Origin of the sequence: Thalassolituus oleivorans MIL-1, from assembly GCF_000355675.1 — a bacterium.
Lineage (GTDB): Bacteria > Pseudomonadota > Gammaproteobacteria > Pseudomonadales > Oceanobacteraceae > Thalassolituus > Thalassolituus oleivorans.
The window spans coordinates 580,970-606,731 of sequence record NC_020888.1; the positions used below are offsets into that span (position 1 = coordinate 580,970).

24 protein-coding genes are annotated in these 25,762 nt (G+C 54.9%); 20 read left to right on the top strand and 4 right to left on the bottom strand.

What is annotated here, in order from left to right:
• Positions 1-51 precede the first annotated feature (51 nt).
• From TOL_RS02665 to TOL_RS02680, 4 genes are all read left to right on the top strand, one after another.
• Positions 52-3,192: an efflux RND transporter permease subunit gene (locus TOL_RS02665; RefSeq protein ID WP_015485726.1), complete on the top strand. Its 3,141-nt coding sequence runs from the start codon at positions 52-54 to the stop codon at positions 3,190-3,192.
• Positions 3,193-3,269: 77 nt separating this feature from the next.
• Positions 3,270-3,593, top strand: a complete 324-nt coding sequence (locus tag TOL_RS02670; RefSeq protein WP_015485727.1) for a P-II family nitrogen regulator — start codon at positions 3,270-3,272, stop codon at positions 3,591-3,593.
• 49 nt (positions 3,594-3,642) lie between these two features.
• The gene (locus TOL_RS02675) at positions 3,643-4,542 is read left to right on the top strand and encodes a cation diffusion facilitator family transporter (RefSeq protein WP_015485728.1); all 900 of its coding nucleotides are present in this window, start codon (positions 3,643-3,645) and stop codon (positions 4,540-4,542) included.
• A 14-nt stretch (positions 4,543-4,556) separates the two neighbouring features.
• Complete coding sequence (locus TOL_RS02680) at positions 4,557-4,883, top strand: YnfA family protein (RefSeq protein WP_015485729.1); 327 nt, start codon at positions 4,557-4,559, stop codon at positions 4,881-4,883.
• Positions 4,884-4,973: 90 nt separating this feature from the next.
• Here TOL_RS02680 and TOL_RS02685 read toward each other — a convergent pair whose 3' ends face one another.
• The 4 genes from TOL_RS02685 to TOL_RS02700 all read right to left on the bottom strand — a co-directional run bounded on the left by TOL_RS02685 (position 4,974) and on the right by TOL_RS02700 (position 8,732).
• Positions 4,974-5,819, bottom strand: coding sequence for a sterol desaturase family protein (locus tag TOL_RS02685; protein ID WP_015485730.1), 846 nt, complete (start codon positions 5,817-5,819; stop codon positions 4,974-4,976).
• A gap of 72 nt (positions 5,820-5,891) precedes the next feature.
• On the bottom strand, positions 5,892-6,590 hold the full coding sequence (locus tag TOL_RS18100) for a helix-turn-helix domain-containing protein (protein WP_015485731.1): 699 nt from the start codon (positions 6,588-6,590) through the stop codon (positions 5,892-5,894).
• Between the two features lie 56 nt (positions 6,591-6,646).
• Positions 6,647-8,068 (bottom strand): heavy metal sensor histidine kinase, encoded by a 1,422-nt coding sequence (locus TOL_RS02695; RefSeq protein ID WP_231848003.1) that lies wholly within the window; start codon positions 8,066-8,068, stop codon positions 6,647-6,649.
• On the bottom strand, positions 8,040-8,732 hold the full coding sequence (locus tag TOL_RS02700) for a heavy metal response regulator transcription factor (RefSeq protein WP_015485733.1): 693 nt from the start codon (positions 8,730-8,732) through the stop codon (positions 8,040-8,042). The genes TOL_RS02695 and TOL_RS02700 overlap by 29 nt, the downstream gene beginning before the upstream one ends.
• Before the next feature lie 239 nt (positions 8,733-8,971).
• Between TOL_RS02700 and TOL_RS02705 the strand changes: the two genes are divergently transcribed.
• From TOL_RS02705 to TOL_RS02785, 16 genes are all read left to right on the top strand, one after another.
• Positions 8,972-9,328, top strand: a complete 357-nt coding sequence (locus TOL_RS02705) for a hypothetical protein (protein WP_015485734.1) — start codon at positions 8,972-8,974, stop codon at positions 9,326-9,328.
• Positions 9,325-11,145, top strand: a complete 1,821-nt coding sequence (locus TOL_RS02710) for a copper resistance system multicopper oxidase (protein ID WP_015485735.1) — start codon at positions 9,325-9,327, stop codon at positions 11,143-11,145. The genes TOL_RS02705 and TOL_RS02710 overlap by 4 nt, the downstream gene beginning before the upstream one ends.
• 8 nt (positions 11,146-11,153) lie before the next feature.
• Complete coding sequence (locus TOL_RS02715; protein WP_231848004.1) at positions 11,154-11,987, top strand: copper resistance protein B; 834 nt, start codon at positions 11,154-11,156, stop codon at positions 11,985-11,987.
• A 50-nt stretch (positions 11,988-12,037) separates the two neighbouring features.
• Positions 12,038-12,316 (top strand): hypothetical protein, encoded by a 279-nt coding sequence (locus TOL_RS02720; RefSeq protein ID WP_015485737.1) that lies wholly within the window; start codon positions 12,038-12,040, stop codon positions 12,314-12,316.
• Between the two features lie 18 nt (positions 12,317-12,334).
• Positions 12,335-12,913 (top strand): c-type cytochrome, encoded by a 579-nt coding sequence (locus TOL_RS02725; protein ID WP_015485738.1) that lies wholly within the window; start codon positions 12,335-12,337, stop codon positions 12,911-12,913.
• Between the two features lie 85 nt (positions 12,914-12,998).
• Positions 12,999-15,269 (top strand): heavy metal translocating P-type ATPase, encoded by a 2,271-nt coding sequence (locus tag TOL_RS02735; protein WP_223248759.1) that lies wholly within the window; start codon positions 12,999-13,001, stop codon positions 15,267-15,269.
• A complete protein-coding gene (locus TOL_RS02740) occupies positions 15,266-15,508 on the top strand; it encodes a DUF2933 domain-containing protein (RefSeq protein ID WP_015485740.1) in 243 nt (80 codons plus the stop codon). Before TOL_RS02735 ends, TOL_RS02740 begins: the two co-directional genes overlap by 4 nt.
• The gene (locus TOL_RS02745; protein WP_015485741.1) at positions 15,498-16,139 is read left to right on the top strand and encodes a methyltransferase family protein; all 642 of its coding nucleotides are present in this window, start codon (positions 15,498-15,500) and stop codon (positions 16,137-16,139) included. Before TOL_RS02740 ends, TOL_RS02745 begins: the two co-directional genes overlap by 11 nt.
• Before the next feature lie 15 nt (positions 16,140-16,154).
• A complete protein-coding gene (locus tag TOL_RS02750; RefSeq protein WP_015485742.1) occupies positions 16,155-16,664 on the top strand; it encodes a YybH family protein in 510 nt (169 codons plus the stop codon).
• Positions 16,665-16,725: 61 nt separating this feature from the next.
• On the top strand, positions 16,726-17,049 hold the full coding sequence (locus TOL_RS02755; RefSeq protein WP_015485743.1) for a P-II family nitrogen regulator: 324 nt from the start codon (positions 16,726-16,728) through the stop codon (positions 17,047-17,049).
• A gap of 17 nt (positions 17,050-17,066) precedes the next feature.
• A complete protein-coding gene (locus TOL_RS02760; RefSeq protein ID WP_015485744.1) occupies positions 17,067-17,426 on the top strand; it encodes a hypothetical protein in 360 nt (119 codons plus the stop codon).
• Positions 17,427-18,032: 606 nt separating this feature from the next.
• Positions 18,033-18,575, top strand: a complete 543-nt coding sequence (locus TOL_RS02765) for a DUF411 domain-containing protein (protein WP_015485746.1) — start codon at positions 18,033-18,035, stop codon at positions 18,573-18,575.
• Positions 18,572-19,903, top strand: coding sequence for a TolC family protein (locus TOL_RS02770; protein ID WP_015485747.1), 1,332 nt, complete (start codon positions 18,572-18,574; stop codon positions 19,901-19,903). Before TOL_RS02765 ends, TOL_RS02770 begins: the two co-directional genes overlap by 4 nt.
• A gap of 11 nt (positions 19,904-19,914) precedes the next feature.
• Positions 19,915-21,540 (top strand): efflux RND transporter periplasmic adaptor subunit, encoded by a 1,626-nt coding sequence (locus TOL_RS02775; protein ID WP_015485748.1) that lies wholly within the window; start codon positions 19,915-19,917, stop codon positions 21,538-21,540.
• Complete coding sequence (locus TOL_RS02780) at positions 21,533-24,655, top strand: efflux RND transporter permease subunit (protein ID WP_015485749.1); 3,123 nt, start codon at positions 21,533-21,535, stop codon at positions 24,653-24,655. The genes TOL_RS02775 and TOL_RS02780 overlap by 8 nt, the downstream gene beginning before the upstream one ends.
• Positions 24,656-24,931: 276 nt before the next feature.
• Positions 24,932-25,762 carry a hypothetical protein gene (locus TOL_RS02785; protein ID WP_015485750.1) on the top strand — a complete coding sequence of 277 codons (831 nt, stop codon included), beginning with the start codon at positions 24,932-24,934 and terminating at the stop codon, positions 25,760-25,762.

Below are 25,762 nucleotides of genomic sequence, written 5' to 3' on the forward strand. Positions count from 1 at the left end.
ACCACCTACACGGCTTTAACCGGTCATATGAACCCACAATAGGAGTTCACCATGATAGATAAACTCATTCAATTTTCCATCGCGCGCCGCTGGCTGGTGATGTTTCTGGTGCTGGTAATTGGGGCCCTGGGTGTCTGGAACTATCAGCAGCTGCCCATTGACGCGGTACCCGATATCACCAATGTCCAGGTGCAAATCAATACGGAAGCCCCAGGTTATTCACCACTGGAAGTGGAGCAACGCATTACCTACCTGGTAGAACTGGCCATCACTGGGTTGCCCTATGTGGAGAGCACCCGTTCGCTGTCACGCTACGCCCTGTCTCAGGTGACCGTGGTGTTTGAAAAAGGCACGGACATCTATTTCGCCCGCAACCTGATCAACGAGCGCTTGCAGCAGGCGAAAAGCGAGATGCCTTCGGGGATCGAACCGGTTATGGGACCCGTTGCCACAGGTCTCGGTGAAATCTTTCACTATGCGGTGCATGCAAAACCGGGCGCCTTGCAAGAAAACGGTGAGCCCTATGATGCAACGGCCTTACGCACCTTGCAGGATTGGGTGATCCGTCCCCAGTTGCGTCTGGTTCCCGGCGTCACCGAAGTCAATACCATTGGCGGTTTCGAGAAGCAGTTCCACATCACCCCTGAGCCTGCAAAGCTGCTGGCCTACCAGCTCAGCTTCGACGATCTGGTGGCGGCATTGGAGAAAAACAACGCCAACATCGGTGCCGGATATATTGAAAAAAATGGCGAGCAATATTTGATCCGCGCACCCGGACAGGTAGCTGACATCCCGGCGATCGAAAAAATCATCGTCGCCCGTCGTGACGGCTTACCTATTACCGTGGCTGACGTGGCCGAGGTTGGATTCGGCAAGGAATTGCGCACCGGTGCTGCGACACTCAACGGTGAGGAGACAGTATTGGGTACCGCCGTCATGCTGTTGGGCGGTAATAGCCGGACGGTTTCCCAGGCGGTGTCGGCCAAGTTGCTGGAGATCAATAAAACGCTGCCTGAAGGCGTGATTGCTGAGCCGGTTTATAACCGTACGGTACTGGTCGATAAAACCATTGCCACGGTACAGGCCAACCTGGCGGAAGGCGCGATATTGGTTGTTGTCGTGCTCCTGGTCATGCTGGGCAACGTGCGGGCGGCCTTGCTCACGGCGATGGTGATCCCTTTATCCATGTTGATGTTGATGACAGGCATGGTGCAGACCAAGGTCAGCGCCAATCTGATGAGTTTGGGTGCGCTCGATTTTGGCTTGATTGTGGATGGCGCGGTGATCATTGTCGAAAACTGCATTTTGCGCCTGGCCGGACGCCAGCACCACCTTGGGCGCACCTTAAAGCTGGACGAACGTTTTCAAACGGTGTTTGCGGCCACCCGCGAGGTATTTACACCGAGTTTGATCAGCGTATTGGTAGTGATTCTGGTGAACTTACCCATCCTGGCGCTAACCGGCGTGGAAGGAAAAATGTTTACGCCCATGGCCATGGCGGTAATCATGGCCTTGCTGTCTGCGCTGGTGCTGTCACTCACCTTCGTCCCTGCCGCCGTGGCGCTGTTTATGACGGGGCATATCGAGGAGAAGGACAATTTTATTGTTCGCCACTCCAAACGGTTTTACGCCCCGGTTTTGGCGTGGGCACTCAAATTTCGCGTACTCGTATTGTCTGCGGCCCTGATCTTTGTGGTTTTGGTCGGCGCACTGGCAACGCGGATGGGTACGGAATTTATCCCGAATCTGGATGAGGGCGATATTGCCATCCAGGCGCTGCGAATACCGGGTACCAGTCTCACTCAATCTTTGGATATGCAGTTTCAATTGGAAAAAGCGGTGCTGGAAATCCCTGAAGTCAAAACCTACTTCTCGCGCGTCGGCACGGCTGAAGTCGCCAGTGACCCCATGGGGCCGAACATTTCCGATGGTTATGTCATGCTCAAGGATCACAGTGAATGGCCTGACCCTGACAAAACCAAAGCGCAGTTGCTGGAGGAAATCGGTGAGAAGTTATCATTATTGCCGGGTAATGCCTTCGAGATCAGTCAGCCGATCCAGCTGCGTTTTAACGAGTTAATATCGGGTGTGCGATCCGATCTCGGGATCAAGGTGTTTGGCGACGATTTGACGCAACTGCTGAAATCTGGCGGCGAAATCGCGGCGGTATTGAACGGTATCGAGGGCGCCGAAGGGGTTAAGGTCGAGCAGGTGTCTGGGTTACCTATTCTATCCATCAATGCCGACCGTTCAGCCCTGTATCGTTATGGTTTGAATGTCGCCGATGTACAGGACGTGGTCGCCGCCGCCACGGGTGGTGAGGAAGCCGGCCTGATCTTTGAGGGCGATCAGCGTTTCTCGATAGTGGTGCGGGTAGCCGAGCGCGTCAGGGGTGACTTGCGCGCGTTGGAGCGTTTGCCGATACCGCTGCCAGATGGCGGCTACGTGCCGCTGCGCGAAGTGGCTAGTCTCACGCTGGCCCCCGGACCGAATCAGATCTCTCGTGAAAACGGCAAGCGTCGACTGGTAGTCAGTGCCAATGTTCGCGGTCGTGATTTGGGTGGCTTTGTGGCCGAAGTTCAGGACAAAGTGGCGCAACAAGTGAAATTGCCACCTGGTTATTGGCTGGAATACGGCGGCACGTTTGAGCAACTGCAATCGGCCTCGCAGCGGTTAAGCCTGTTAGTCCCCGTCACTTTGGTGATGATTTTTGCACTGTTGATGATGACCTTTGGCTCAGCAAAAGATGCGGCATTGGTCTTTAGTGGCGTACCGCTGGCGCTGACCGGTGGCATTATCGCCTTGTGGTTACGGGACATCCCCCTCTCGATTACCGCCGGTGTTGGGTTTATTACTTTATGCGGTGTATCGGTACTGACCGGGGTCATGATGGTGTCGGCCTTTCGGGATGAGCTCAATCGCGGTGAATCCGTCGAGCAGGCGATTCTGGGCGGCGCCATGTTGAGATTGCGGCCGATATTGATGGTCGCTCTGGTGGCCGCATTAGGTTTCCTGCCGATGGCACTCAATACCAGCACCGGGGCAGAAGTCCAGCGGCCACTGGCCACGGTGGTTATCGGCGGCATTATCTCTTCCACATTACTTACGTTATTGGTGCTCCCCGGTCTGTATCGATTGGCTTGGCGAAGGCCAAAAGCGATTGATAACAATGGCGATCCGATCGCTCAGTAACACCCTCAGGATCGCGGCAAGTATCCTCTTTCCGCGATCCATCTAACAGTAATAGCGAATTTTTTTGGAGTATTTACATGAAACAAATTACCGCCTTTATCCACCACGTTCGATCCGCCGATGTCATCGATGCATTGCGTGACGCAGGCTACAAAAACCTATCAATACTCGATATCAAAGGGTCCTTGAAGCCTTTAGGGGAACGGGAACTGGCGTATTCAGCCGAAGCTGGCGTGGTTATCTCAGAAGTCCAATTGTCTCTGGTATGTGAAGACAATCAGGTGGATGAGGTGACCTCGATCATTCGAAAAACCGGGAAAATCGGACCTGACATATCCGGCTGGGTCTATGTCAGCCCAATCGAACAAGCCCTGCCCATCGGCGGCACCGAGGATCATTAATCGTTTAGCTACCCAACGCCAAGCCAATCATCGACTGGAGAAATAACGTATGCATCAACATTCGCACGATGATAGCTCCAAGCGAATGGGCTTGGCTTTTTGGTTAAACCTGATTTTTACCGTTATCGAATTCGTTGGTGGCTGGTTGACCAATAGCACCGCCATCATGGCCGATGCGGTCCATGACCTGGGCGACAGCCTCTCCATTGGCAGCGCCTGGCTGCTGAACCGCCTGGGCAGGAAATCCGCCAATCCTGAATACACCTACGGCTATCGGCGGTTGTCGCTGTTCGGTGCCCTGATTAATGGTCTAGTGTTAATCGCGGGATCGGTCTGGGTACTGGTCACGGCCATTCCCCGCTTGGCAGACCCCGTCATGCCACATACCGAAGGCATGTTGGCCCTTGCCGTGCTGGGCGTGGCGGTAAATGGCTACGCCGCCTATCGCCTTAGTCAGGGAAAAACCTTGAACGAAAAAGTACTCAACTGGCATTTGCTGGAAGACGTGCTGGGTTGGGTGGCTGTGCTGATTGTGGCGACGGTCATGCAATTTGTGGACTGGCCCATTCTCGACCCACTGCTGTCGATCGGCTTCACCTTGTTTATTCTGATCAACGTACTGCGTAATCTCTGGGCAACAGGGCGGTTGTTTTTTCAGGCCGTGCCGGAGCCAGATTTGCTGGAGAGCGTTCGTGCGTCCCTGATGTCACTCAAGGAAATCGACGACGTACACCATTTGCACCTCTGGTCCCTCGATGGAGAGCACCACGTACTGACAGCTCATGTCAAAGCCGTGCAGACGCAAGATCTGGCGAGATACGCACAGCTCAAGGCCACCATCCAGTCAGCCCTGGAAACCTACGATCTGGCTCACACCACCATTGAGATCGAGCTGGCCGAAGAAGCTTGCCGGGATCAGCCCGTGTCCAGCCAAATGGACCCGCATTAACAAGAAAACTTCGTATGTCCATCCTCTACACGCTCGGTTTGTTCATCATCACCGCTATAGCGGAAATAGTCGGCTGTTATCTTCCATACCTCTGGCTGAAGAAATCGGCATCCGCATGGGTTCTGCTGCCGTCAGCGTTCAGCTTGGCGCTGTTTGCCTGGTTGCTGTCTCTTCATCCGATCGCCGCAGGTCGGGTTTATGCGGCCTATGGCGGCGTTTATGTTTCGGTGGCCATATTGTGGTTGTGGAGTGTGGATGGGATTCGCCCGCATCTGTGGGATTTTGTTGGCGTGACCGTCACCCTGGTAGGGATGGGCATTATAATGTTTGCACCAAAATGATGTCGATCCTGCGGATTTACTTTCCCTTTTTTAGGGATTCAGCGTTCAGCAGCAAACTCATTTTTTCCATCAGAATGATTGCTAGCTCTGTCACTTAAAAGGCTGAAGCAATTGACCCATATAATGCGTTGGGTAATCGGGCTCCGAGGAAATACCAAGATCTTTTATGGCAATTTTTCGGGAAGAGTCAAAATAAGCCGTCCCCAGAATCCTGTCCGTCAAAGTGGTAAACAGCCCAAAGTTCACATCGCCTTCCTTGGCAGTGTTCAGATGATGAAATCGGTGCACACTGTTGATCGCCAGAATGTACTTTAGCGGCCCTGAAAAATACGCCACGTTGGAGTGTTGCAAAAGTAGTTGGAGCACTACCGCCACAACCAGTAACAGCATGATGTTGTGTGGCACACCCATCAAAAGCAGCGGCATGGTTCCCGCTACGGTTTCGATTAACTGGTGCAGTGGATGCTTCATCAATCCATTAAAACCATATAAGCGCCGTGAGCTGTGATGGACGGCATGCAGTTTCCACAGGCTTTGGAAGCGGTGGCTGGCGAAATGAGCCAGGGTAATACCCATATCGGCAATCAAGATCGCCACGACCAGTTGTAACGGTAGCGGCAGGCTGGATGGCCAAAGGTCTATCAGCGAAAACGCCTGACCAACCAGTGGAAGCATTAAAAGCCCAAGTATATTGAGTGATTCGTTGACGATGGCATGAATAAAGTCTGTGCCTTGATCCTGTTGGGATAGATTGAACGTGGGGTCATAGGGAACAACCTTTTCGCAAATGAACGACAGACCCACAAATCCGGATAGTAATAAAGCCAACCAGGCATCAGCGTGTCCTGACCCTACAAGATAAATAGCAATACCATTGCCGGCCAATAGAAAAACCGGCAGATAAAATAGCTTGATCAACCATCGAATTGCACTCATTCCGGAAACCTCTCAAACATCATAGAGCGCTCATTTTGCACTGAATAAGCAATGCACAATTGAACGAAAGAGCTATTTTTCCGAAAGCAGCTGTTTAATTGTTGCAGGGTTGACGCCAAACGCTTCCATCGCGGCACGGCAAAAGTGGGCTTGATCGGCAAAACCGGCCGTCATTGCGGCATCCGTGAGCGACCTGCTTTGGGTGAGTTCGAATGCCAGCAGTAGCTTCAGCCACTTCTTGTAGCTCCTGAACGGCAAGCCGGCTTGCTCGCTGAACCAGTGAGAGAATCGGCTCGATGAGAGGTGGGCAAGTTCAGCCAAGTCGGTACGGGAAGGTTCCCGTCCAAGCATTAACTCGGATCGCAACGCTTCCACCACCTGTTGGAACCGATTATCCAGGCCAGATACGTCGCCACAGGTGCAGGCTTTCCGAAAATCCTCAAGCGCAGCTTGCAGATCGTCTGCGCTGCTTAACTGGATGAGTTGCCGCGTGCCGTCAATCTCAATAATGGAAATGTTTTGTGCCATCGTCTGGGGGAGCAGGGTTTTACAGGCATTGTGGGTCGGATCGGCATAGAGGCACAACACCCTGGCAGTTTGTAATTGATGGATTGTACCGGCGGGGATCAACAGACTCGTCCCGGCATAATACGCATGGCCAACGCGCACCTCAACCGGGTTGCCCAGACCCACAACAATCTGATGCGCCCAATGTTTGTGGGGCTTGTTATCGCCAGCTTCACCCCGAAAGGCGATGAGCCCCGGCACCATGGCTACCTCACCTCGCCACGATTGGGCCTGGCGTGTTTTGCTGGACACGCTCATGCTCAGGCGCTTCGCTCATCGGTGACAGGCAGAAACAGGGTGAAGGTGGTGGCGTTCGGGTCGGAGCTTGCCTCGACACGACCACCATGGGTCTCAACAATGGAGTGAACAATGGCCAATCCGAGACCGGCACCCTCGCTTTGGCGTGTTCTGGACGGATCGGCGCGGTAAAAGCGATCAAACAGGTTTGGTAGGTGCTGTGCAGGAATTTCGGAGTCCGGGTTGATCACACTCAGCGATACTGAGTCATTCGCCGCTTTAGTCAATCGAACCTTTATCCATTTGCCCGCCGGGGTGTGCCGAATGGCGTTCGACAGCAGGTTGGAGATGGCCCTGCGTAGCATGGCGCGATCACCCATTACCCCCGGTGCCTGACCCTCTAAAGACAGGGTGATATGTTTTTCCTCCGCCAGCGCCCCGAAGAAGTCGAACAGCTCCCTGACCTCGGTGGCCAGATCCAGCGTTACCTGCACCGGTTTGAGCAGGCCGTGGTCGCTCTTGGCCAGCCAGAGCATGTCGTTAACCATCTTGGCCAGGCGTTCTTGCTCTTCCAGATTGGAGTACAGGAGCTCACGATATTCGTCCAGTGTTCTGGCCCTGCCCAACGCCACTTGAGTCTGGGTGATGAGATTGGTCAGCGGGGTTCGTAGTTCGTGGGCGATATCCGCCGAGAAATGCGACAGCCGCGTGAAGCTGTCTTCCAGTCGCTCAATCATCTGATTAAAGGCGGAGGCCAGATCCCGTAGTTCCAGGGGCATGCTGCGAAAATCAAGTCGCATATGCAATCGGTCGGCCTGAATACTGCGCATCTCGTCCGAGAGACCGCGTAAAGGCGCGTGTCCCTGGTGTACCCCAAACCACGCCGCTAGCAAAGTCACACCGCCAGTAAGCAACATGATAATCCAGAGACTGCGGCGAAACCCTTGCAGAAAATGCAGGTGGAAGTCCATGCCGATCGCCGTGGCAATGCGATATTCCTGGCTGTCGCTGACAAACCGTGTGACGACACCCCGATAGGCATTTCCGTCAATGTGCCAAGTAGCCAGGTTATCGGCATGGATCCGCTTAACGGGGGAAAAAGCTACTATAGCCTGCGCGAAGTCAGCCCCCGGTGTAGCGAACACCAGCTGGCCACGGCCATTCCACACCTGAAAATAAACACCGTGGTGTCCCGACACCGCCTGCGACAACGCCACCGGTAACCGGAGCGGATCATCCACCCTTTGCAGGGTCTGCGTTACCGCCTGGTTGATCACGACCAACTCGTCCGCGTCCTGCTCGGCGAAATGCCTCTCGACGGCACCGAGCACCAGATTGCCGATCAATACCAGGCTGATGCCGATGGCCAACGCGACAAAGACCATGACCCTGGCGGTTAGCGAAAGCGGACGCCGCTCAGTCGCCATCATCTTCTGCTTCCACATCAAGCTTGTAACCCATGCCACGCACCGTGTGGATCAGCCTGGGCTCGAAGTCGTCGTCGATTTTTGCGCGCAATCGACGGATGGCCACATCGATCACGTTGGTGTCGGAATCAAAATTCATGTCCCAGACCTGCGAGGCGATCAGCGAACGCGGCAACACCTCACCCTGACGGCGCACCAGCAGTTCCAGCAGGCAGAATTCCTTGTGGCTGAGATTGATTTTTCGGCCGGCGCGCGTGACCCGGTGCCTAGGCAGATCCAGCACGAGATCGGCCACTTTGAGCTGATCCGACAGGGGTGGTGCCGAACCCCTGCGCAACAAGGTGCGCACCCGTGCCAGCAACTCGGCAAAGGCGAAGGGTTTTACCAAGTAGTCATCGGCGCCCAGCTCCAGCCCCTTGACCCGGTCATCCACGCGGTCGCGCGCGGTAAGGAACAGCACCGGTGTCTGGCGACCCGCCTCACGCAGCGACTGCACGATGCGCCAGCCATCCACGTCGGGCAGCATGACATCCAGCACAATCAGGTCGAAAGACTCGGTCATCGCCAGATGGTGGCCATCGAGACCGTTGCGAGCCAGGGACACTTGAAAACCGGCTTCGCTCAACCCCTGCCGCAAATAGTCGCCAGTCTTGATTTCATCCTCGACCAACAGTAGTCGCATAAATACCTCGCTTATCACGTTTTATATCAGTCTAGCGGGTCATTCCCCACAGTAAGATCATACCAAGGTGACATTTTTGTAATCTACGGGTCATCTGGCTGACAGGGGAGATTAGTTAATATAGGATTTATCTGTGCTGATGCGGGTTGGTATCGGTCACCGTCACTGGCTCGCCCGTTCAGCTGTTTCGAGAAAGGCCGCGCTATACGATTCATGACAATGACTCTTGGAGGTGTGTAATGCATATTCAATTTCTGCGAAACGCGGCGCTCGTTTTGGCCGTGCTGCTGGTGGCCGGATGTGCCAATAGTCCGTTTTACCATCGGTACGTCATGGTGGGTCAGGTGGTGCAGGCCTCCGACGGGCGCACTGTCATCTGCATCAGCGAACCCAAGGGCGCTGAAGTGGGGCAAGTGCTGGACGCCTACCGCGTCGTGTTTAGAACGGATGTCGTTGAGGAAGGTGAATCTGACTGGGCTCGCGAGTGGGTCGGTAAGGTCAGCGTCGACGGGATCATCGACGAGCATTTCGCCACGGTTGATGTGATCGAAGGCAAGGTTATGAAAAACGATATCGTTGAATTGGAGTATTTATGAAAACGTATAGTGCGACACGCCGTCGCTTCGTACAGGGCCTTGCAGCCGGTGGCGTGCTGGCCGCCACACCGGCCTGGTTGCAGGCGGCTGTAAAAGGTGCGACCGCGCTGGGCTCAGCACCAGTACTCAGCGGCCGAGAAATCGATCTAGTGATCGCCGAAACTCCCGTCAATTTCACTGGCGTCACGCGCATGGCCACCACCATCAACGGTTCCATCCCGGCACCAACGCTACGATTGCGTGAAGGCGATGACGTCACCATTCGCGTCACTAATCGTTTACCTGTCGACACTTCTATTCATTGGCACGGAATACTGCTGCCCTATCAAATGGATGGTGTACCGGGCATCAGTTTCAAAGGCATCGCGCCGGGAGAAACCTTTGTTTACCGTTTCAAGTTACAACAGAGCGGCACCTATTGGTACCATAGCCACTCTGCCTTTCAGGAAATGACGGGGATGTACGGCGCCTTGATCATTGAACCACGTGAAGAAAAACATCGTGCTGACCAGGATTATGTGGTGGAGCTTTCTGACTGGACCGATGAAGACCCGATGCGCGCCCTCAGCAAACTGAAAGTTCAAAGCGATGTCTATAACTTCAATCAGTCCACCTTTTTCGATTTCACTGACGATGTCTCAAAGATGGGATTACAGGCGGCGCTGGAAAAACGCCAGATGTGGAATCAGATGCGGATGAGTCCGACCGATTTAGCCGATTTATCGGCAGCCACCTTTACCTTCCTGATGAACGGTACCACCCCGGCAGGCAACTGGAACGGCTTGTTCCAGCGCGGTGATCGCGTACGGCTGCGGTTTATCAATGCCGCCAGCAACAGCTTTTATGATGTTCGCATTCCTGGTTTGAAGTTAACGGTAATCCAAGCAGATGGCCAGGATGTCGAGCCGGTCACTGTGGATGAATTCCGATTTGGCCCCGGCGAAACCTACGATATCATGGTCGAGCCTCAGGACGACGCTTATACGATCTTCGCCCAGAGCATGGAACGCAGCGGTTACGCTCGCGGCACCCTGAGTGTGCGGCAAGGTTTAACAGCGCCTGTGCCAGAACCCGATTCGCCCGAGTGGTTAACCATGAAGGATATGATGGGAGCAATGGGTGGTGGCGCCATGGGCCACGACATGATGAAAATGGACTCCATGGGCCAAACCAAGATGGATCATTCCCAAATGTCCGGCGGTATGGCCATGGACCACAGTATGCACGGCATGCAGCAGGGTTCTGACAACCCGCTTGCCAAACCTTCATCTACCATACGCCACGCCCGAACCGAATACGGGGCTTCGGTTGACCAACGGGTGGATACGCCAAGTACCAATCTCGACGACCCCGGTATTGGCCTGCGAAACTTAAGCCAGCGTGGACTGCGCCCACAGGGACACCGCGTGCTGACGCTGGCCGACCTGAAATCCATCGATGGTGTACTGGATGACCGCCGCCCGCCAGCGAGAGAGCTGGAACTACACCTCACCGGCAATATGGAACGCTATAGCTGGTCTTTCGACGGGCTTGAATTCGGCAAAAGCACTCCAGTCTCCTTACGTCATAACGAACGCGTGAGAATCATTTTACAAAACGACACCATGATGACGCACCCCATGCACTTGCACGGCATGTGGAGCGAACTGGAAACAGATCAGGGCGAATTGCGGGTTCGGCGCCATACAATTCCCGTGCAGCCTGCACAACGCATCAGTTTTCTGACAACACCCCATGATCTTGGGCGCTGGGCCTGGCATTGCCATTTGCTGTTTCATATGGACGCGGGCATGTTCCGCGAGGTGGTGGTGTCATGAAACGGATTTTGACGAAACCCTTAACCAACCTGATTTTAGCTGTCAGCGCATTTCAAGCGTCTACAGCCTTGGCGCAGATGGATCATAGCGCTATGCAAATGGAGGCAAGTGCCACAACGGTAGATGGCCGCGATCCTCACGCCTATTCAGACGGTTACACGCTAACCGAGGGGCCTTATGCACAGCCAGGTCCAAGACAATTAAAACTAGCGGATGAGCACGCTTTCTGGTCCGTTCTGGCGGATCGCCTAGAATATCAGAAAGACAACGACAGCACGGTTTACGATGCACAGGCTTGGTATGGCACCACCTTCAACCGCTTTGTCATTAAAGCCGAAGGCGATATTAGCAACGGCACACTTGAGGAAAGTTCCACCGATCTGTTGTGGGGCCATGCGCTCAACGCGTATTTCGACACCCAACTTGGCATTCGACTCGACAATTATAGAGATGGTAAAGATCGCCGATGGCTGGCAATGGGTGTGCAAGGTCTAGCGCCCTACTGGTTCGAGCTCGATGTTGCTGCCTATGTTGGCGAGGATGGACGAACCGCGTTCACCGCTCAAGCGGAGTATGAGTTGCTGCTGACACAAAAACTTATTCTGCAGCCCCGTGCAGAACTCAACCTATACGGCAAGGATGACCTCGATAACGGGCTGGGCTCGGGGCTCTCTGATTTAGCACTTGGCTTGCGCCTGCGTTATGAATTCAATCGGCAATTTGCGCCGTACATCGGTGTCGAGTGGACCGACACCTATGGCGACACAGCCGATTACCGACGTTCGGCTGGTCGTGATACCTCAGACACCCAATTCGTAGCTGGATTGCGGTTCTGGTTTTAACCAACGATACCTCGGTATCACCATTTATTGAAAGTAACAGGTACATTTCTATGAAAGGCAAACACTTCTCTTCGCTTATTGCGCTTACGACTCTGGCCATCGCTTTTTCTGTACAGGCCCATGACCCCAAAGAGCATATGAAAGATGCTGAAAAACCGGATTGCGCAGCCATGAAAAATATGGACCACAGCAAGATGGATATGAGTGACCCAATGATGCAGGCGATGATGAAGCAATGCATGAGTGAGATGAATCACGACATGTCTACTAGTAACGTTGCACCAGATGAGACTCAAAGCGAACAACAAAAATCTGAACACCAACACTAATCAATACAAGGAATTTTCATGCCGACGCTCACTACCTACATTAAGTGCCTTGTCGTTACCGCTGTTATTGCGCTTGCGGGTGGTGGGCTTTTTCTCTATTCGGGCTTCTATCCAATGGGTGCCGATGTTCCCCACAATCAGCTGACCTATTGGTTACTCGAAACCTTACGTGAGCGATCCGTAGCTAGGGCCGCCAGTGATATTGTAATTCCTCAAGACCTAAACACTTCCGAACGGTTGCTGGCCGGTGGCGCCGATTATAATGACATGTGTTCAGGTTGTCATTTGAAGCCTGGCAAAACAGATAGTGATTTCACTCTGGGACTGTATCCTGCGCCACCTAATCTAACCATGAGCAGTGATGAACATGGACACGAGCATGGCGTTGAAACCGATAATAACGACGCAGCCATTCAGCGACAATTCTGGATTATTAAACATGGCATTAAAGCCTCGGGCATGCCGGCTTGGGCACCGGGACATGACGATGAACGTATCTGGAACATGGTGGCGTTTCTGCAACGCCTGCCCGAGCTGTCGCCTCAGCAATACCAGGTCCTGACCGCACGCGGTGCGGATGACGCAGAACACCATTAAGGTTGGTGTCACTATGTCACATGCCCATCACAGCCACCCAGTCCGTCTGAGCGCCGAGCCCCACAGCACATAATTGACCGACCCAGTGTGCGGCATGTCGGTCAAGAAGACCTCCTTCCACAAGGCCGAGTTTCAAGGCAGGCTGTACTCTTTTTGCAGCGCGCCTTGCCGCAGCAAATTCATGAATAACCCACAACGCTATCTGACAAGCTCCGAACCCCTACCCCTAGAGGGTGACACCAACACCGAATACAGTTGCCCTATGCACTCGGAAGTAAGGCAACTCAGCCCGGGCACCTGTCCGAAATGTGGCATGGCTCTGGAACCAGTGATGCCCAGTGCTGATACAGGGGAAAATCCGGAACTCGCAGATTTCAGACGTCGTTTCTGGCACACCTTACCCCTGACCCTCGTGGTGACAATGATTGCCATGTCAGGTGGGACGTTTGACCATTTTCTGGGAACGGCGCGCCCCTGGGTGGAGCTGGCGCTGGCTACCCCGGTGGTGATCTGGTCTGGCCGGCCCTTCTTCAAACGCTGGTTTCAGTCCCTGAAGCAGCTCTCCCCCAATATGTGGACTTTGATCGGTACCGGTACCGGTGCCGCTTATCTTTACAGCGTCATCGCGACACTTGCTCCCGGCATTTTCCCAGCATCGTTCCGTCTCGATGGCCAAGTGGCGGTGTATTTCGAGGCGGCGGCTGTGATCATCTCACTGACCTTGCTCGGTCAGGTGCTAGAACTGAAAGCACGCTCGGAGACCGGTGCCGCCATTCGCGCGCTGCTGGGTCTGGCGCCGAAGACTGCACGGCGCTTCCGCGACGATGGCACTGAGGAAGATATTCCTCTGACACATGTGCATCCCGGTGATCGCTTGCGCGTTCGGCCCGGCGAGAAGGTACCGGTGGACGGTCAGGTGCTGGAAGGTGAAAGTGCCATCGATGAATCCATGCTCACCGGCGAACCCATGCCGGTGAGCAAGCGACCCGGTGATGTGCTAATCGGCGCCTCACTCAATACGAGCGGCGCACTGATCATGCGGGCCGAAAAGGTTGGCTCGGCCACCGTGCTCGCCCAGATCGTGCAACTAGTCGCCAATGCGCAGCGTTCCCGCGCCCCCATGCAACGCATGGCTGACGTGGTCGCGGGGTATTTCGTGCTGGTGGTGATGGGTATTGCGCTCGCCACCTTCATGCTTTGGGGCCTGTTTGGACCCGAACCGAGCTGGGCATTCGGGTTGATTAACGCGGTGGCGGTGCTGATCATCGCCTGTCCTTGCGCGCTGGGTCTGGCGACGCCCATGTCGGTCATGGTGGCCACTGGCAATGCCGCGACCCGAGGCGTACTGTTCAGGGATGCGGCCGCCATCGAACACTTGCGCCAGGTGGATACCCTGATCGTCGACAAGACCGGAACTCTGACCGAGGGGCGTCCCGCTTTCCATGCTGTGATCTCGGCGGGCAGCCTCGCGCCTAATGAGGTTTTACGACTGGCAGCCAGCGTGGACCAAGGCAGTGAGCACCCATTGGCGCAGGCGATTGTAGCCGAAGCACGCAAGCGGGAACTGAAGTTGAGCCCTGCGATTGATTTTGAGTCAGCTTCCGGGATCGGCGTGCGTGGCAAGGTGGATAACCATTTTGTCGCTCTGGGCAATACCGCCTTAATGGAGGAGCAGAAGGTCGAATGGCGCACCGTCGCCAATGAAGCGGAAACACTGCGCAGCAAAGGCGCCAGCGTGATCTATCTGGCCGTTGACGGCCTGTTGGCTGGCCTGCTCGCGGTTGCCGATCCCGTCAAAACCTCCACGCCACAAGCCATCAGCGAGCTCAGCACCAGCGGATTGCGTCTGGTGATGGCCACGGGCGATGGCTTGACCACGGCGAGAGCCGTCGGCCGTGAACTGGGCATCGACGAGGTTTACGGTGAGGTACGCCCCAAGGATAAGGATGAACTGGTAGCTCGTCTGCAAGCTGAGGGTCACAATGTAGCGATGGCCGGCGATGGCATCAATGACGCGCCTGCTCTGGCCCGTGCCGATGTGGGTATCGCCATGGGTACGGGCACCGATGTCGCCATGAGTACGGCGCAGTTGACCCTGGTGAAAGGTGACCTGCGCGGCATCGCCATTGCCAGGCAAATATCGGTCGATACGGTAGCCAACATGCGCCAGAACCTGATGTTCGCTTTTCTTTATAACGCCATGGGCGTGCCCATCGCCGCCGGCGTTTTGTATCCACTGACCGGTTGGCTGCTGTCGCCGCTGATCGCCGCGCTGGCCATGAGTCTGAGCTCGGTATCGGTGGTCGGTAACGCGCTGCGGCTGCGTCGCAACAGGACAACGGGAGGTGACGCATGAACAAACCCAGCAGAAGCTTCTGGCTAAGCGCCAGAGGCATGGCGGCACTTGGATTGATTGTGGCGGCGAGCTATTTTCTGCTGGTCGAACATCGCGACCACCTGCTAGCGTTTTTGCCCTATGTGATCCTGCTCGCCTGTCCTTTCATGCACCTGTTCATGCATCACGGCCATGGTGATCACGGCACGGCATCAAAAGAAAAGGACAAGCATGGATCGGGAGGCCCTCATGCACACTGAATCAGCCTATGGATTATGGTCGCTGGTAATTATCAACTCGGCCATTTTCATATTCTTTGCCTTCAGTTTTGTCAAGCCGAAGACAACCACCGACTGGCGTAGCCTGGGCGCTTTTTCCGCTTTCGTGTTGGCTCTGTTTACCGAGATGTATGGCTTTCCGCTGAGCATTTACTTTCTTTCCGGTTGGCTGGCCGAGCGCTACCCAGACATCGACTTTCTCAGCCACGACAATGGCCATCTGTTACACACCTTGTTGGGGCTTGAAGGCAATCCACACTTCGATCCGCTGCATATTGCCAGCAATGTGCTCATTATTCTCGGCTTCTTCCTGCTGGCCTCGGCATGGAACGTGTTGCACCAGGCGCAGCAAGCAGGAACCCTGGCCAGCTCGGGCTGGTACGCGCGTTGTCGTCATCCCCAGTATCTGGCGTTTATCATCATCATGTTCGGATTCCTGTTGCAGTGGCCGACCCTGCCCACCCTGATCATGTTTCCGATCCTGGTGGTGGTTTATGTGCGCCTCGCCCGGCGGGAAGAGCAACAGGCATTGGCCGAATTTGGTGACGCGTACCGGCACTATCAGCGTGAGGTGCCAGCCTGGTTACCCAGATCCCATTCAAAACAAAACTAAGGAGAAATTTTTATCATGCTTTCCACTTTAACTCATTTTCACGGGGCCATAGGCTGGAAAAGACGTCTGCTGGTGTTGCTGGCGGTTGTGATGGCCGCGTCGTCGCCCCTGCAGGCGGATCCGGCCGGCAACCAGGCGATGGCGATCCAGTCGGGGCTTGACGGCGAGGCCGCACGCACGGCCATCGCCTTTCAACAAGCCTTGCGTGATGGCAATGCCGAGACGGCGCGCCGCCTGCTGGCCGACGATGTCTATATCTACGAGGGCAAGGGCGTCGAACGGTCGGCCGATGAATACGCGCATCACCACATGCCCGGCGACATGGCGTTTTTGAAGTCCCTGTCGTTCACCCCGCTGGAGCATAGGGTCAGGGAGGCCGGTGATATGGCCTATTCGGTGGCCAAGACCCGTCTTCAGGGCCAATACAAGGGTAAGGACATTGACCTAATCAGCGTGGAGACCTTGGTGCTGGCGCGCACAGGCAATGGCTGGAAAATAGTTCACATCCACTGGTCGCATGGCTGATGGCTTGTAGGCCAACTGGAAGTCGAAGTCGGGACCAGTGAATTAAGTAAGAGGTAACCTGATGACAAACACCGTGAAAATCGTGGCCATTTTCCCCGAACTCCTGTGGCCAGAGATGGAGGAACTGTTACTGAGGCTCTCTGTCAGGGGACTCAGCCTGATGCCTGTTAGGGGGTTTGGCAGCTACCGCAATTATTTTCGCAAAGATCTGCTCTCCACAGGCCTGAAGCTGGAGATCTACATGACATCGAAAGCTTCCAAGCCCCAGACCAAAGCCATCGAGTCTTTTATCAACACGCACGCGGCCGATAGCGGCTTGGTGGCTGTAGAGCCGGTCAGCCGAACGAACCTGGATTTGAATTCAGATCCAGTCGACAACTCATAATAAAGGAAACATGGATAATGAAAAGATTGATAATCGCGCCCTTGCTGCTGGGGGCGCTGCTGTTTCAGGCGCAGGTAATGGCGCATGGCGGGGAAGACCCCGTCGAGGAGTTGAAAAAGCGCGACCGTGCCATCACGCACGCACAGTCGGAATTTGCCATCTCACAAAGTAACACGGAAAAGCTGAAATTGCTCGATACACAGATCAACGCCCTGAACCACAAAATTCTGGTATTGCGCAATCTGATGGCCAAGGATTATCCGCACGTGAAAGAAGGCATGAGTAAATACAAGCTGGATTATATGGAAAGTATGGACGAAAGCCTGATACAGACGCGAGTTCTGCTGCGTCAACTAGAGCAAGTGATCGAACGATGACAGGGATCAATACAGTCGCGACAAACAGGCAATATTCTGTAAACGTTGATGTAATAACTTGGCGAGAGGTTTCTTAGTGCGACCTGGTGCATGGGTAATATGGCTGCTGCTGGTGACGCTCCTTGCGAGGAGCGCATTCGCGGCTTCGCCCAACGTTTGCACCATGTCCTCCAGTCAACCGGCACCGCCCAGCCTATCCCAAGGTGAGCACGTGCATCCGGGCCACGCCCAACTAGACCACGCCGCCATGCAGCATGACGCCGGTGAAGTCCAGGATCGACACGGCTGCTGTGCCGGTGATAAGGGCGACGCCGACTGTATGATGAGCGGTTGTTTGTCAATGATGCCGCCTGTTGCTCATGTCTCTTCCCACATCCATGCTGGCTCCAGCTCAATCTTATTTCATGCGCCAGCCATCCCGCGACCGCCCTATTTTCCTTTGCTTAGACCTCCGATTGCCTGATTGACAGGCAAAAACCGATTTCACGAACTGTGTGATACAAGGCGAACCACCCGCACGACTGGCAACTGCTTGTAGCTAATGCCTGTCTGCAGCCCTGCTATCCAGTTCTCAACCCTCTATTCGATTACCTTCGGAGGTAACTCATGTTTCGATTTAAATTAATCAGCTCGCTGTTGGGACTGCTGATGCTGCCCTTACTCGTAGCCTGTAATGATGGGTCTAAAAACCCCAAAATATCTGATCCATCCGCCGCTGATGCCGAAATGCTCACCGTCTACAAAAGCCCGACCTGTGGCTGCTGTAAAAAATGGATAGGTCACCTTGAGGCCGAGGGCTTTGCGGCCAGTGTCGAACACCCGGCTAATCTGGACGCCATCAAGGATCGCTATCGAATCGCGAACAACCTGCGCTCCTGCCACACCGCTGTGTCGACCCAGGGCTATGTCTTTGAGGGGCATATCCCAGCTCGCTACATTCATCAGTTCCTGGCCAATCCACCCGCCGACGCGATGGGGTTGACAGTGCCTGCCATGCCCGTTGGCAGCCCCGGAATGGAGGTGGGTGACAAGTTTATGCCTTACCAGATATTGCTGATGAAAAAGGACGGCAGCACTGAAGTGTTTGCCAGTGTCGGGAGCATGGCTCAGCAGTATCAGCCACTCCAACAACCGGAAGCGCAGCCATGAGAATCTTCGTCACGATACTTTTTATTATCCTGCCGCTCGGTCTGGGCAGTGTCATAGCCTTTGCGCAACCCCTTCCCGATACCCTGACGCAGGAAGAGGCCGTAGCCCTCGCTATCGATGCCGATCCCTGGCTCACTGGCAGCCAGTACACCCAGCAGGCCCTCAATGACGAAGCGACCGCCGCTGCGACCTTGCCAGACCCCCGAATGAGCCTGATGGCGGGCAATTTCCCCGTGGACACTTTCGATTTGAACCAGGAAGGCATGACTCAGTTGTCGGTGGGGATCAGCCAAATGTTTCCCCGGGGTGACAGTCTGTCGCTCACCCGCCGACAAAAGCAGCAGCTAGCCGAGCAGCATCCCTTACTAAGGCTGGATCGTCGGGCCAAGGTAGGCGCTACGGTCAGCCAGTTGTGGCTGGAGGCCTTCAAAGCTCAGGAGAGTATCCGGCTGATCGAACAGGATCGCGCACTGTTTGAGCAGTTGGTGGATGCCGCCAAAGCGGGTTACTCCTCGGCGCTGGGCAGGGCACGTCAGCAGGACGTGATCCGTGCGCAGTTGGAGCTGACTCGTCTCGAAGACAGACTGACGATGCTCAGGCAGCAACAGCAAGCCGCACAAAAGCGTCTGACCGAATGGATCGGTGCGCCTGCCACTGTCCCTCTGGCTCCGGTACTACCGACACAGTCTCTTTCCAGGCCACTGTCGGTACCGACCATTAAGCAGTCCAGCGAGCATACGCGCTACGAATGGATCCGTCATCATCCCGCGTTGCGAGCGCTGGACCAGCGTATCGACGCCACGCAAACCGGTGTGGATCTGGCAAAACAGAAATACAAGCCCGAATGGGGCCTGACCGCCCAATACGGCTATCGCGACAACGACCCCTTGGGGCGCGACCGGGCCGATCTGTTCTCCGTTGGCGTGAACTTCGACCTGCCCATTTTCACCGGTAACCGGCAGGACAAGGAAGTCAGCGCCGCCGTCAATCGAACCGAGGCCATTAAAACCGAAAAGCACTTGCTTGGTCGTCGGCTGATGGCGGAACTGGAAACCGCGAGCGTGCAACTGGCGCGTCTTGATGAACGCCAGGCGTTATACGCCGATCAGCTGCTGCCGCAAATGGCTGAGCAGGCAGAAGCTTCGCTGACCGCCTACAACAACGACGACGGCGACTTCGCCGAAGCCGTGCGTGCTCGCATTGCCGAATTGAATGCCAAGGTCGACGCGCTCGCCATTGCCGTGGATCGGCAGAAGACCATCGCCCAAATCAATTACCTGCTCGCCGAGGCGTCGTTCGACGATGCACGGCCGGCGAAACCGTTTTAAAGGAGTTCAACATGAATACATTCACCAAAACCTTGCTGGGCACGGCCGTCGGCGCGCTGCTCGGCGCATCCGGCGTCTGGCTGCTCGGCAACCCCGATGAGGGGGATATGACAGCAACCGGCGGTGAACGCAAGCCACTTTACTGGGTGGCGCCCATGGATCCCAACTACAAGCGCGACAAGCCTGGCAAATCGCCCATGGGCATGGATCTGATCCCTGTGTACGAGAAATCCGCCGGAGAGGATGAAGCCGGCACCGTCAAGATATCGCCCGAGGTCGTCAACAATCTCGGCGTGCGCACCGCCACGGTTGAGGTAGGGTCTCTGGATCTGGATGTCAAAACCGTCGGTTACGTGCAATACGATGAGAACCGGCTGGTGCATATCAGCCCGCGCGTGGAAGGCTGGATCGAGAAGCTCCATGTCAAGGCCGCCGGGGATCCGGTCAGACAGGGCGACCCCCTGTACACCCTCTATTCACCCACCCTGGTCAACGCCCAGGAGGAATTGTTGTTGGCGTTGAAACGCGACAATCCGGTGTTGATCGGCGCTGCCGTGGAACGGTTATTGGCATTGCAAGTACCTCAGGCAGATATCGACCGGCTGCGTAAAACCCGCAAGGTCAGCCAGACCATCACCGTTGCCGCGCCGCAGTCCGGGGTACTGGACAATCTCGCGGTGCGTGAGGGCATGTTCGTCAAGCCTGGCTTGAGTCTGATGAGCATCGGCCAGCTAGAACATATCTGGGTGATCGGTGAGGTGTTCGAACGACAGGCAAGCCTGGTCAAGACCGACGACCAGGTGCGGATGCGGCTCGATTACCTGCCCGGTCGGGATTGGTTGGGCCAGGTGGACTATGTCTATCCGTCTTTGAATGCCAAGACACGTACCGCGCAAATCCGGGTGCATTTCGACAACCCGGACGACTTCCTCAAGCCGGGCATGTTCGCGCAGATGGTCATTGAGACCCAGGCGGGGGCTGAAGCACTGTTAATCCCGCGGGAAGCGCTGATCCGTACCGGCAGCCAGGCGCGCGTGGTGTTGGCGCTGGGTGATGGCAAATTCAAATCGGTGGCCGTTGAGGTCGGCCGCGTGGGCGAGCGGCAGGTGGAAATTCAGTCGGGACTCAAAGAAGGGGAACGCATTGTGACCTCTGCTCAGTTCCTGATCGACTCGGAATCCAGCAAGACGTCGGACTTCAAGCGCATGGCCAAGCGCGATCAGCAAGGCGAATCAATGGATGTAAAGGCAGACGCTGATTCCCGCTCAGTCTGGGTGGCCGCACGTATCGACAGCCTGATGCCGGATCACCGCATGGTGACCCTGGAGCACGAGGCCATCCCGGACTGGCAATGGCCCACCATGACCATGGATTTCACCGTCGCTGAGGCTGTGGACATGGATGCGCTCAAACAGGGAATGCGCCTGCATGTGCAGATCACCAATAACAACAGTGGTGGATACCAGATTACCCAAGTGCATATTCCCAATGAGCAAGGCAATGATGCCATGCCTGCAGGAATGGATCACGGTCAGCACGAGGGTATGGATCACGGTGATATGTCGATGCCGGAGCACAGCGAACACCAGGGCATGAACCACGGCGGTCACGATCAAAAGGAGCACAATCATGATTGAATCGATAATCCGTTGGTCCGTCGGTAACCGTTTCTTCGTGCTGCTGGCTACTTTGATGCTGGTGGGGATAGGTCTCTATTCGCTGAAAAACACCCCGGTGGACGCCATTCCCGATCTGTCCGATGTACAGGTCATTATTAAGACCAGTTTTCCTGGGCAGGCGCCGCAGGTGGTGGAGGACCAGGTCACGTATCCACTGACTACTGCCATGTTGTCGGTACCCGGTGCGGTTACCGTGCGCGGTTATTCCTTTTTTGGCGATTCCTTTGTGTATGTCATTTTCGACGAGGATACCGATGCCTACTGGGCACGTTCCCGGGTGCTGGAGTATCTGTCTCAGGTCGCGCCCACATTACCTCCGAGTGCTCGGCCGCAACTGGGGCCGGACGCTACCGGAGTTGGCTGGGTCTATCTCTACGCCCTGGTGGACCGTACCGGCAAGCATGACCTCAGTCAGTTGCGCAGCCTGCAGGACTGGTTCCTGAAATACGAGCTGCAAACCGTGCCGGGTGTTTCCGAAGTCTCGGCGCTCGGCGGCATGGTTAAGCAGTACCAAGTGAAAGTGAACCCGGAAAAACTGCGTGCTTTCAGTATTCCCCTGTCCCATATTCAGATGGCGATCCAGCGCGGTAATCAGGAAGTGGGCGCCTCGGTGGTGGAAATGGCCGAAGCCGAATACATGGTGCGCGCCAGCGGTTACATCCAGGGTATCGATGATCTGGCCAACATTCCGTTAGGGTTGGATGTTAACGGTACGCCGCTGTTGCTCAAGGATGTGGCGGATATCGAGTTGGGGCCGCAAATGCGCCGTGGCATCGCCGAGTTGAACGGCGAAGGTGAAGTGGTGGGCGGTATTGTGGTGATGCGTTTCGGTGAGAACGCCCAGAAAACCATTGATGGGGTCAAGGCCAAGCTGGAAAAACTCAAGGCGGGTTTGCCCGAGGGCGTGGAGATCGTAACCGTTTATGATCGTTCAGGGCTGATATCTCGCGCCATTGACAGTTTGTGGAAAAGTCTGGCCGAAGAACTCGCTATTGTGGCGTTGATCTGTGTCATTTTCCTGTTTCATGTCAGGTCCTCACTGGTGGCGGTCTTCAGTCTGCCGCTAGGTATACTCACGGCTTTTACCGTGATGTATTGGCAAGGTCTCAATGCCAATATCATGTCATTAGGCGGTATAGCGATTGCGATAGGCGCCATGATTGATGGCGCGATTGTCATGATCGAAAACATGCATAAGCATATGGAACGTACGCCCTTGACGCCAGAGAACCGTTGGAAAATCGTGGCGGCGTCAGCCAGTGAAGTCGGTCCGGCGCTGTTTTTCAGTTTGCTTATTATCACTGTGAGCTTTGTACCAGTATTCACCCTGGAAGCCCAGGAGGGCCGGATGTTCAGCCCGTTGGCCTTTACCAAAACCTATGCCATGGCAGCCAGTGCGGCGCTTGCTATCACAGTGGTGCCGGTTTTGATGGGATATTTCATCAGAGGCAAGGTGGTAGCGGAAAACAAGAATCCCGTTAATCGATTACTGATTGCCGGGTACATGCCCCTGCTGAAAACCGTATTGCGTTTTCCGAAAATCACACTTGCCATTGCGGTTGTGATTTTCCTCGTTGGGATCTGGCCGGTTAACAAGATTGGTAGTGAATTCATCCCCGATCTGGATGAAGGTGATCTCATGTACATGCCCACCACTTATCCGGGGCTATCTATTGGTAAGGCCAGGGAATTGCTTCAACAGACCGACAAGCTGATTGCGACTGTCCCCGAGGTGAAGACTGTTTTCGGCAAAATCGGCCGTGCCGAGACAGCCACGGATCCAGCGCCACTAACCATGGTCGAGACCTTTATTCAGCTCAAGCCCAAAGAGGAATGGCGCGAGGGCATGACCACGGAGAAGCTCAAGAAGGAGCTGGATGCGCTAGTGAAATTCCCCGGTCTAACCAACGCTTGGGTGATGCCGATCAAGACTCGCATCGACATGCTGGCCACCGGTATCAAGACGCCGGTAGGCATCAAGGTGGCGGGCGAGGATCTGCGAGAAATTCAGAAGATTGGTCAGCGACTAGAGCAGATCCTCAAGGATGTACCCGGCACAGCCTCGGTGTATTCCGAAAGGGTGGCCGGTGGGCGTTACATCAAGGTGGATATTCAGCGTGCACAGGCGGCGCGCTATGGCCTCAATATTGCTGATGTGCAGCAGGTAATAGCCACGGCCATTGGGGGAATGAATGTGGCGCAGACCATTGAGGGGCTGGAGCGTTATCCGATCAATCTGCGCTACCCGCAGGACTATCGAGACTCGCCAGAACAGTTGGCGCTGCTGCCCATCGTTACGCCCAGCGGCCAACGCATTGCGCTCGCCGATGTGGCCAATGTCTATGTGGAGGACGGCCCGCCAGCGATCAAGAGCGAGAACGCCAGGCTGAATGGCTGGACCTTTGTAGATATCGATGGGGTGGACGTGGGCAGCTATGTACAAGCGGCCATGGCAACGGTCGAGCAGCAGTTGGATTTACCGGCCGGTTACTCGGTGGCCTGGTCCGGTCAGTACGAATACATGCTGCGCGCCAAAGAGAAACTGACCTATGTGGTTCCTTTGACGCTTGCCATCATTATCATTCTGTTATACATGAATTTTCGTAACTTCACTGAAATAGCCATTATTCTGGGAACACTACCACTGGCGGTAATTGGTTCAATCTGGCTGATGTACCTGCTTGGCTATAATTTTTCTGTCGCGGTTGCGGTTGGTTTTATTGCACTGGCGGGGGTTACGGTGGAAATAGGTATCATCATGTTAACTTATCTTAACCAAGCATATCACCAATTGATAGATACCTGTCGTGAGCGTGGAGTGCAACCATTAAAAGAAGATTTGCTCGAAGCCGTGACACAGGGCGCGGGACTTCGTGTAAGACCCGTAATGATGACTACGGTCTCCACTATCGCTGGATTGTTGCCCATTATGTTCAGTTCCGGAACAGGTGCGGAAGTTGTTAGCCGGATTGCGGCGCCTATGGTGGGCGGAATGGTGAGTGCTGTGATTTTAACGTTGTTGGTATTACCCGTCGTGTATTACCTATGGCGCACCCGCTCGCTGAAAGCATAATATTGCCAAACTAAATGGGGCAGACTTGTCTGCCCCTGCCGGAGCTCTGTGGTATAAACCAATAAAGCACCAAATGCACAAATAGGTTAATGCTATTTGGTTGATCTGAATCAATCAAAATTCCCCAGCATTACATGGCTGTCATGTTGGGGTCATCCATCCGTAATCATCACCCCACATAATAGACAATGAAGCTTAATAAAACACACCTTAGGCGACAACTAGCTTGACAGTTACCGGTGTAGAAGTTGGGCAAATCAACGATAAGGGAAAACCATGAACATGAAGAAGTCAAAACTCAAATGCTGCCTTCTGACTTTAAGTGTTACAGCGGCAATAGTTCCTGCCGCTGTTTACGCAGACAATCAGACCGACAATCTCAGGCAGCAAGTCGACGATCTTCAAAATCAAGTTGATCGCTTGGAAAACACGGCAGCGGAACGTAATACAGATTCGTCATTTCATATGGCAGGTTATGGATCGGTCGAGTACGCCGATCCGGATTCAGGCAACGCCGCTTTTAACAAGGTATTGGCCGCCCCCATCATCCACTACAATTACCAAGACTGGCTAATGTTCGAAACAGAATTTGAGCTGTCGAACACAGCCGAAGGGGGCACTGAGCTGGCGTTGGAATATGCCTCTATCAACCTGTTCCTGAATGATTATGTAGCGCTTGGTGCGGGAAAATTTTTAAGTCCCATAGGTCAATTCCGGCAGAATTTGCACCCTAGCTGGATCAATAAGGCTGTCTCGGCACCCGCTGGTTTCGGGCATGGCGGAGCTGCGCCCCTAAGTGAGACCGGCTTGCAATTGCGCGGCGGGTTTCCACTCGGCGAGATGCGCGCCAATTATGCTATTTATGTTGGTAACGGGCCCACCCTGGCCGCCGCAGTAGAGGGACAAGGAGGGGATTACGAATTGGCCATCGAGGAGGTGGAGACCGAAGGCCGTACCAGTGACCCTGACGGGAAGAAGTCATTTGGTGGCCGCCTTGGGCTACTGCCGTTTCCCGGTTTGGAAATAGGGATTTCCGCGATCATTTCGAACATTATCAGCAGCGAACTGCCGAAGACCGCCAGCAGGAGCGCGACCAGTTCCGTATAG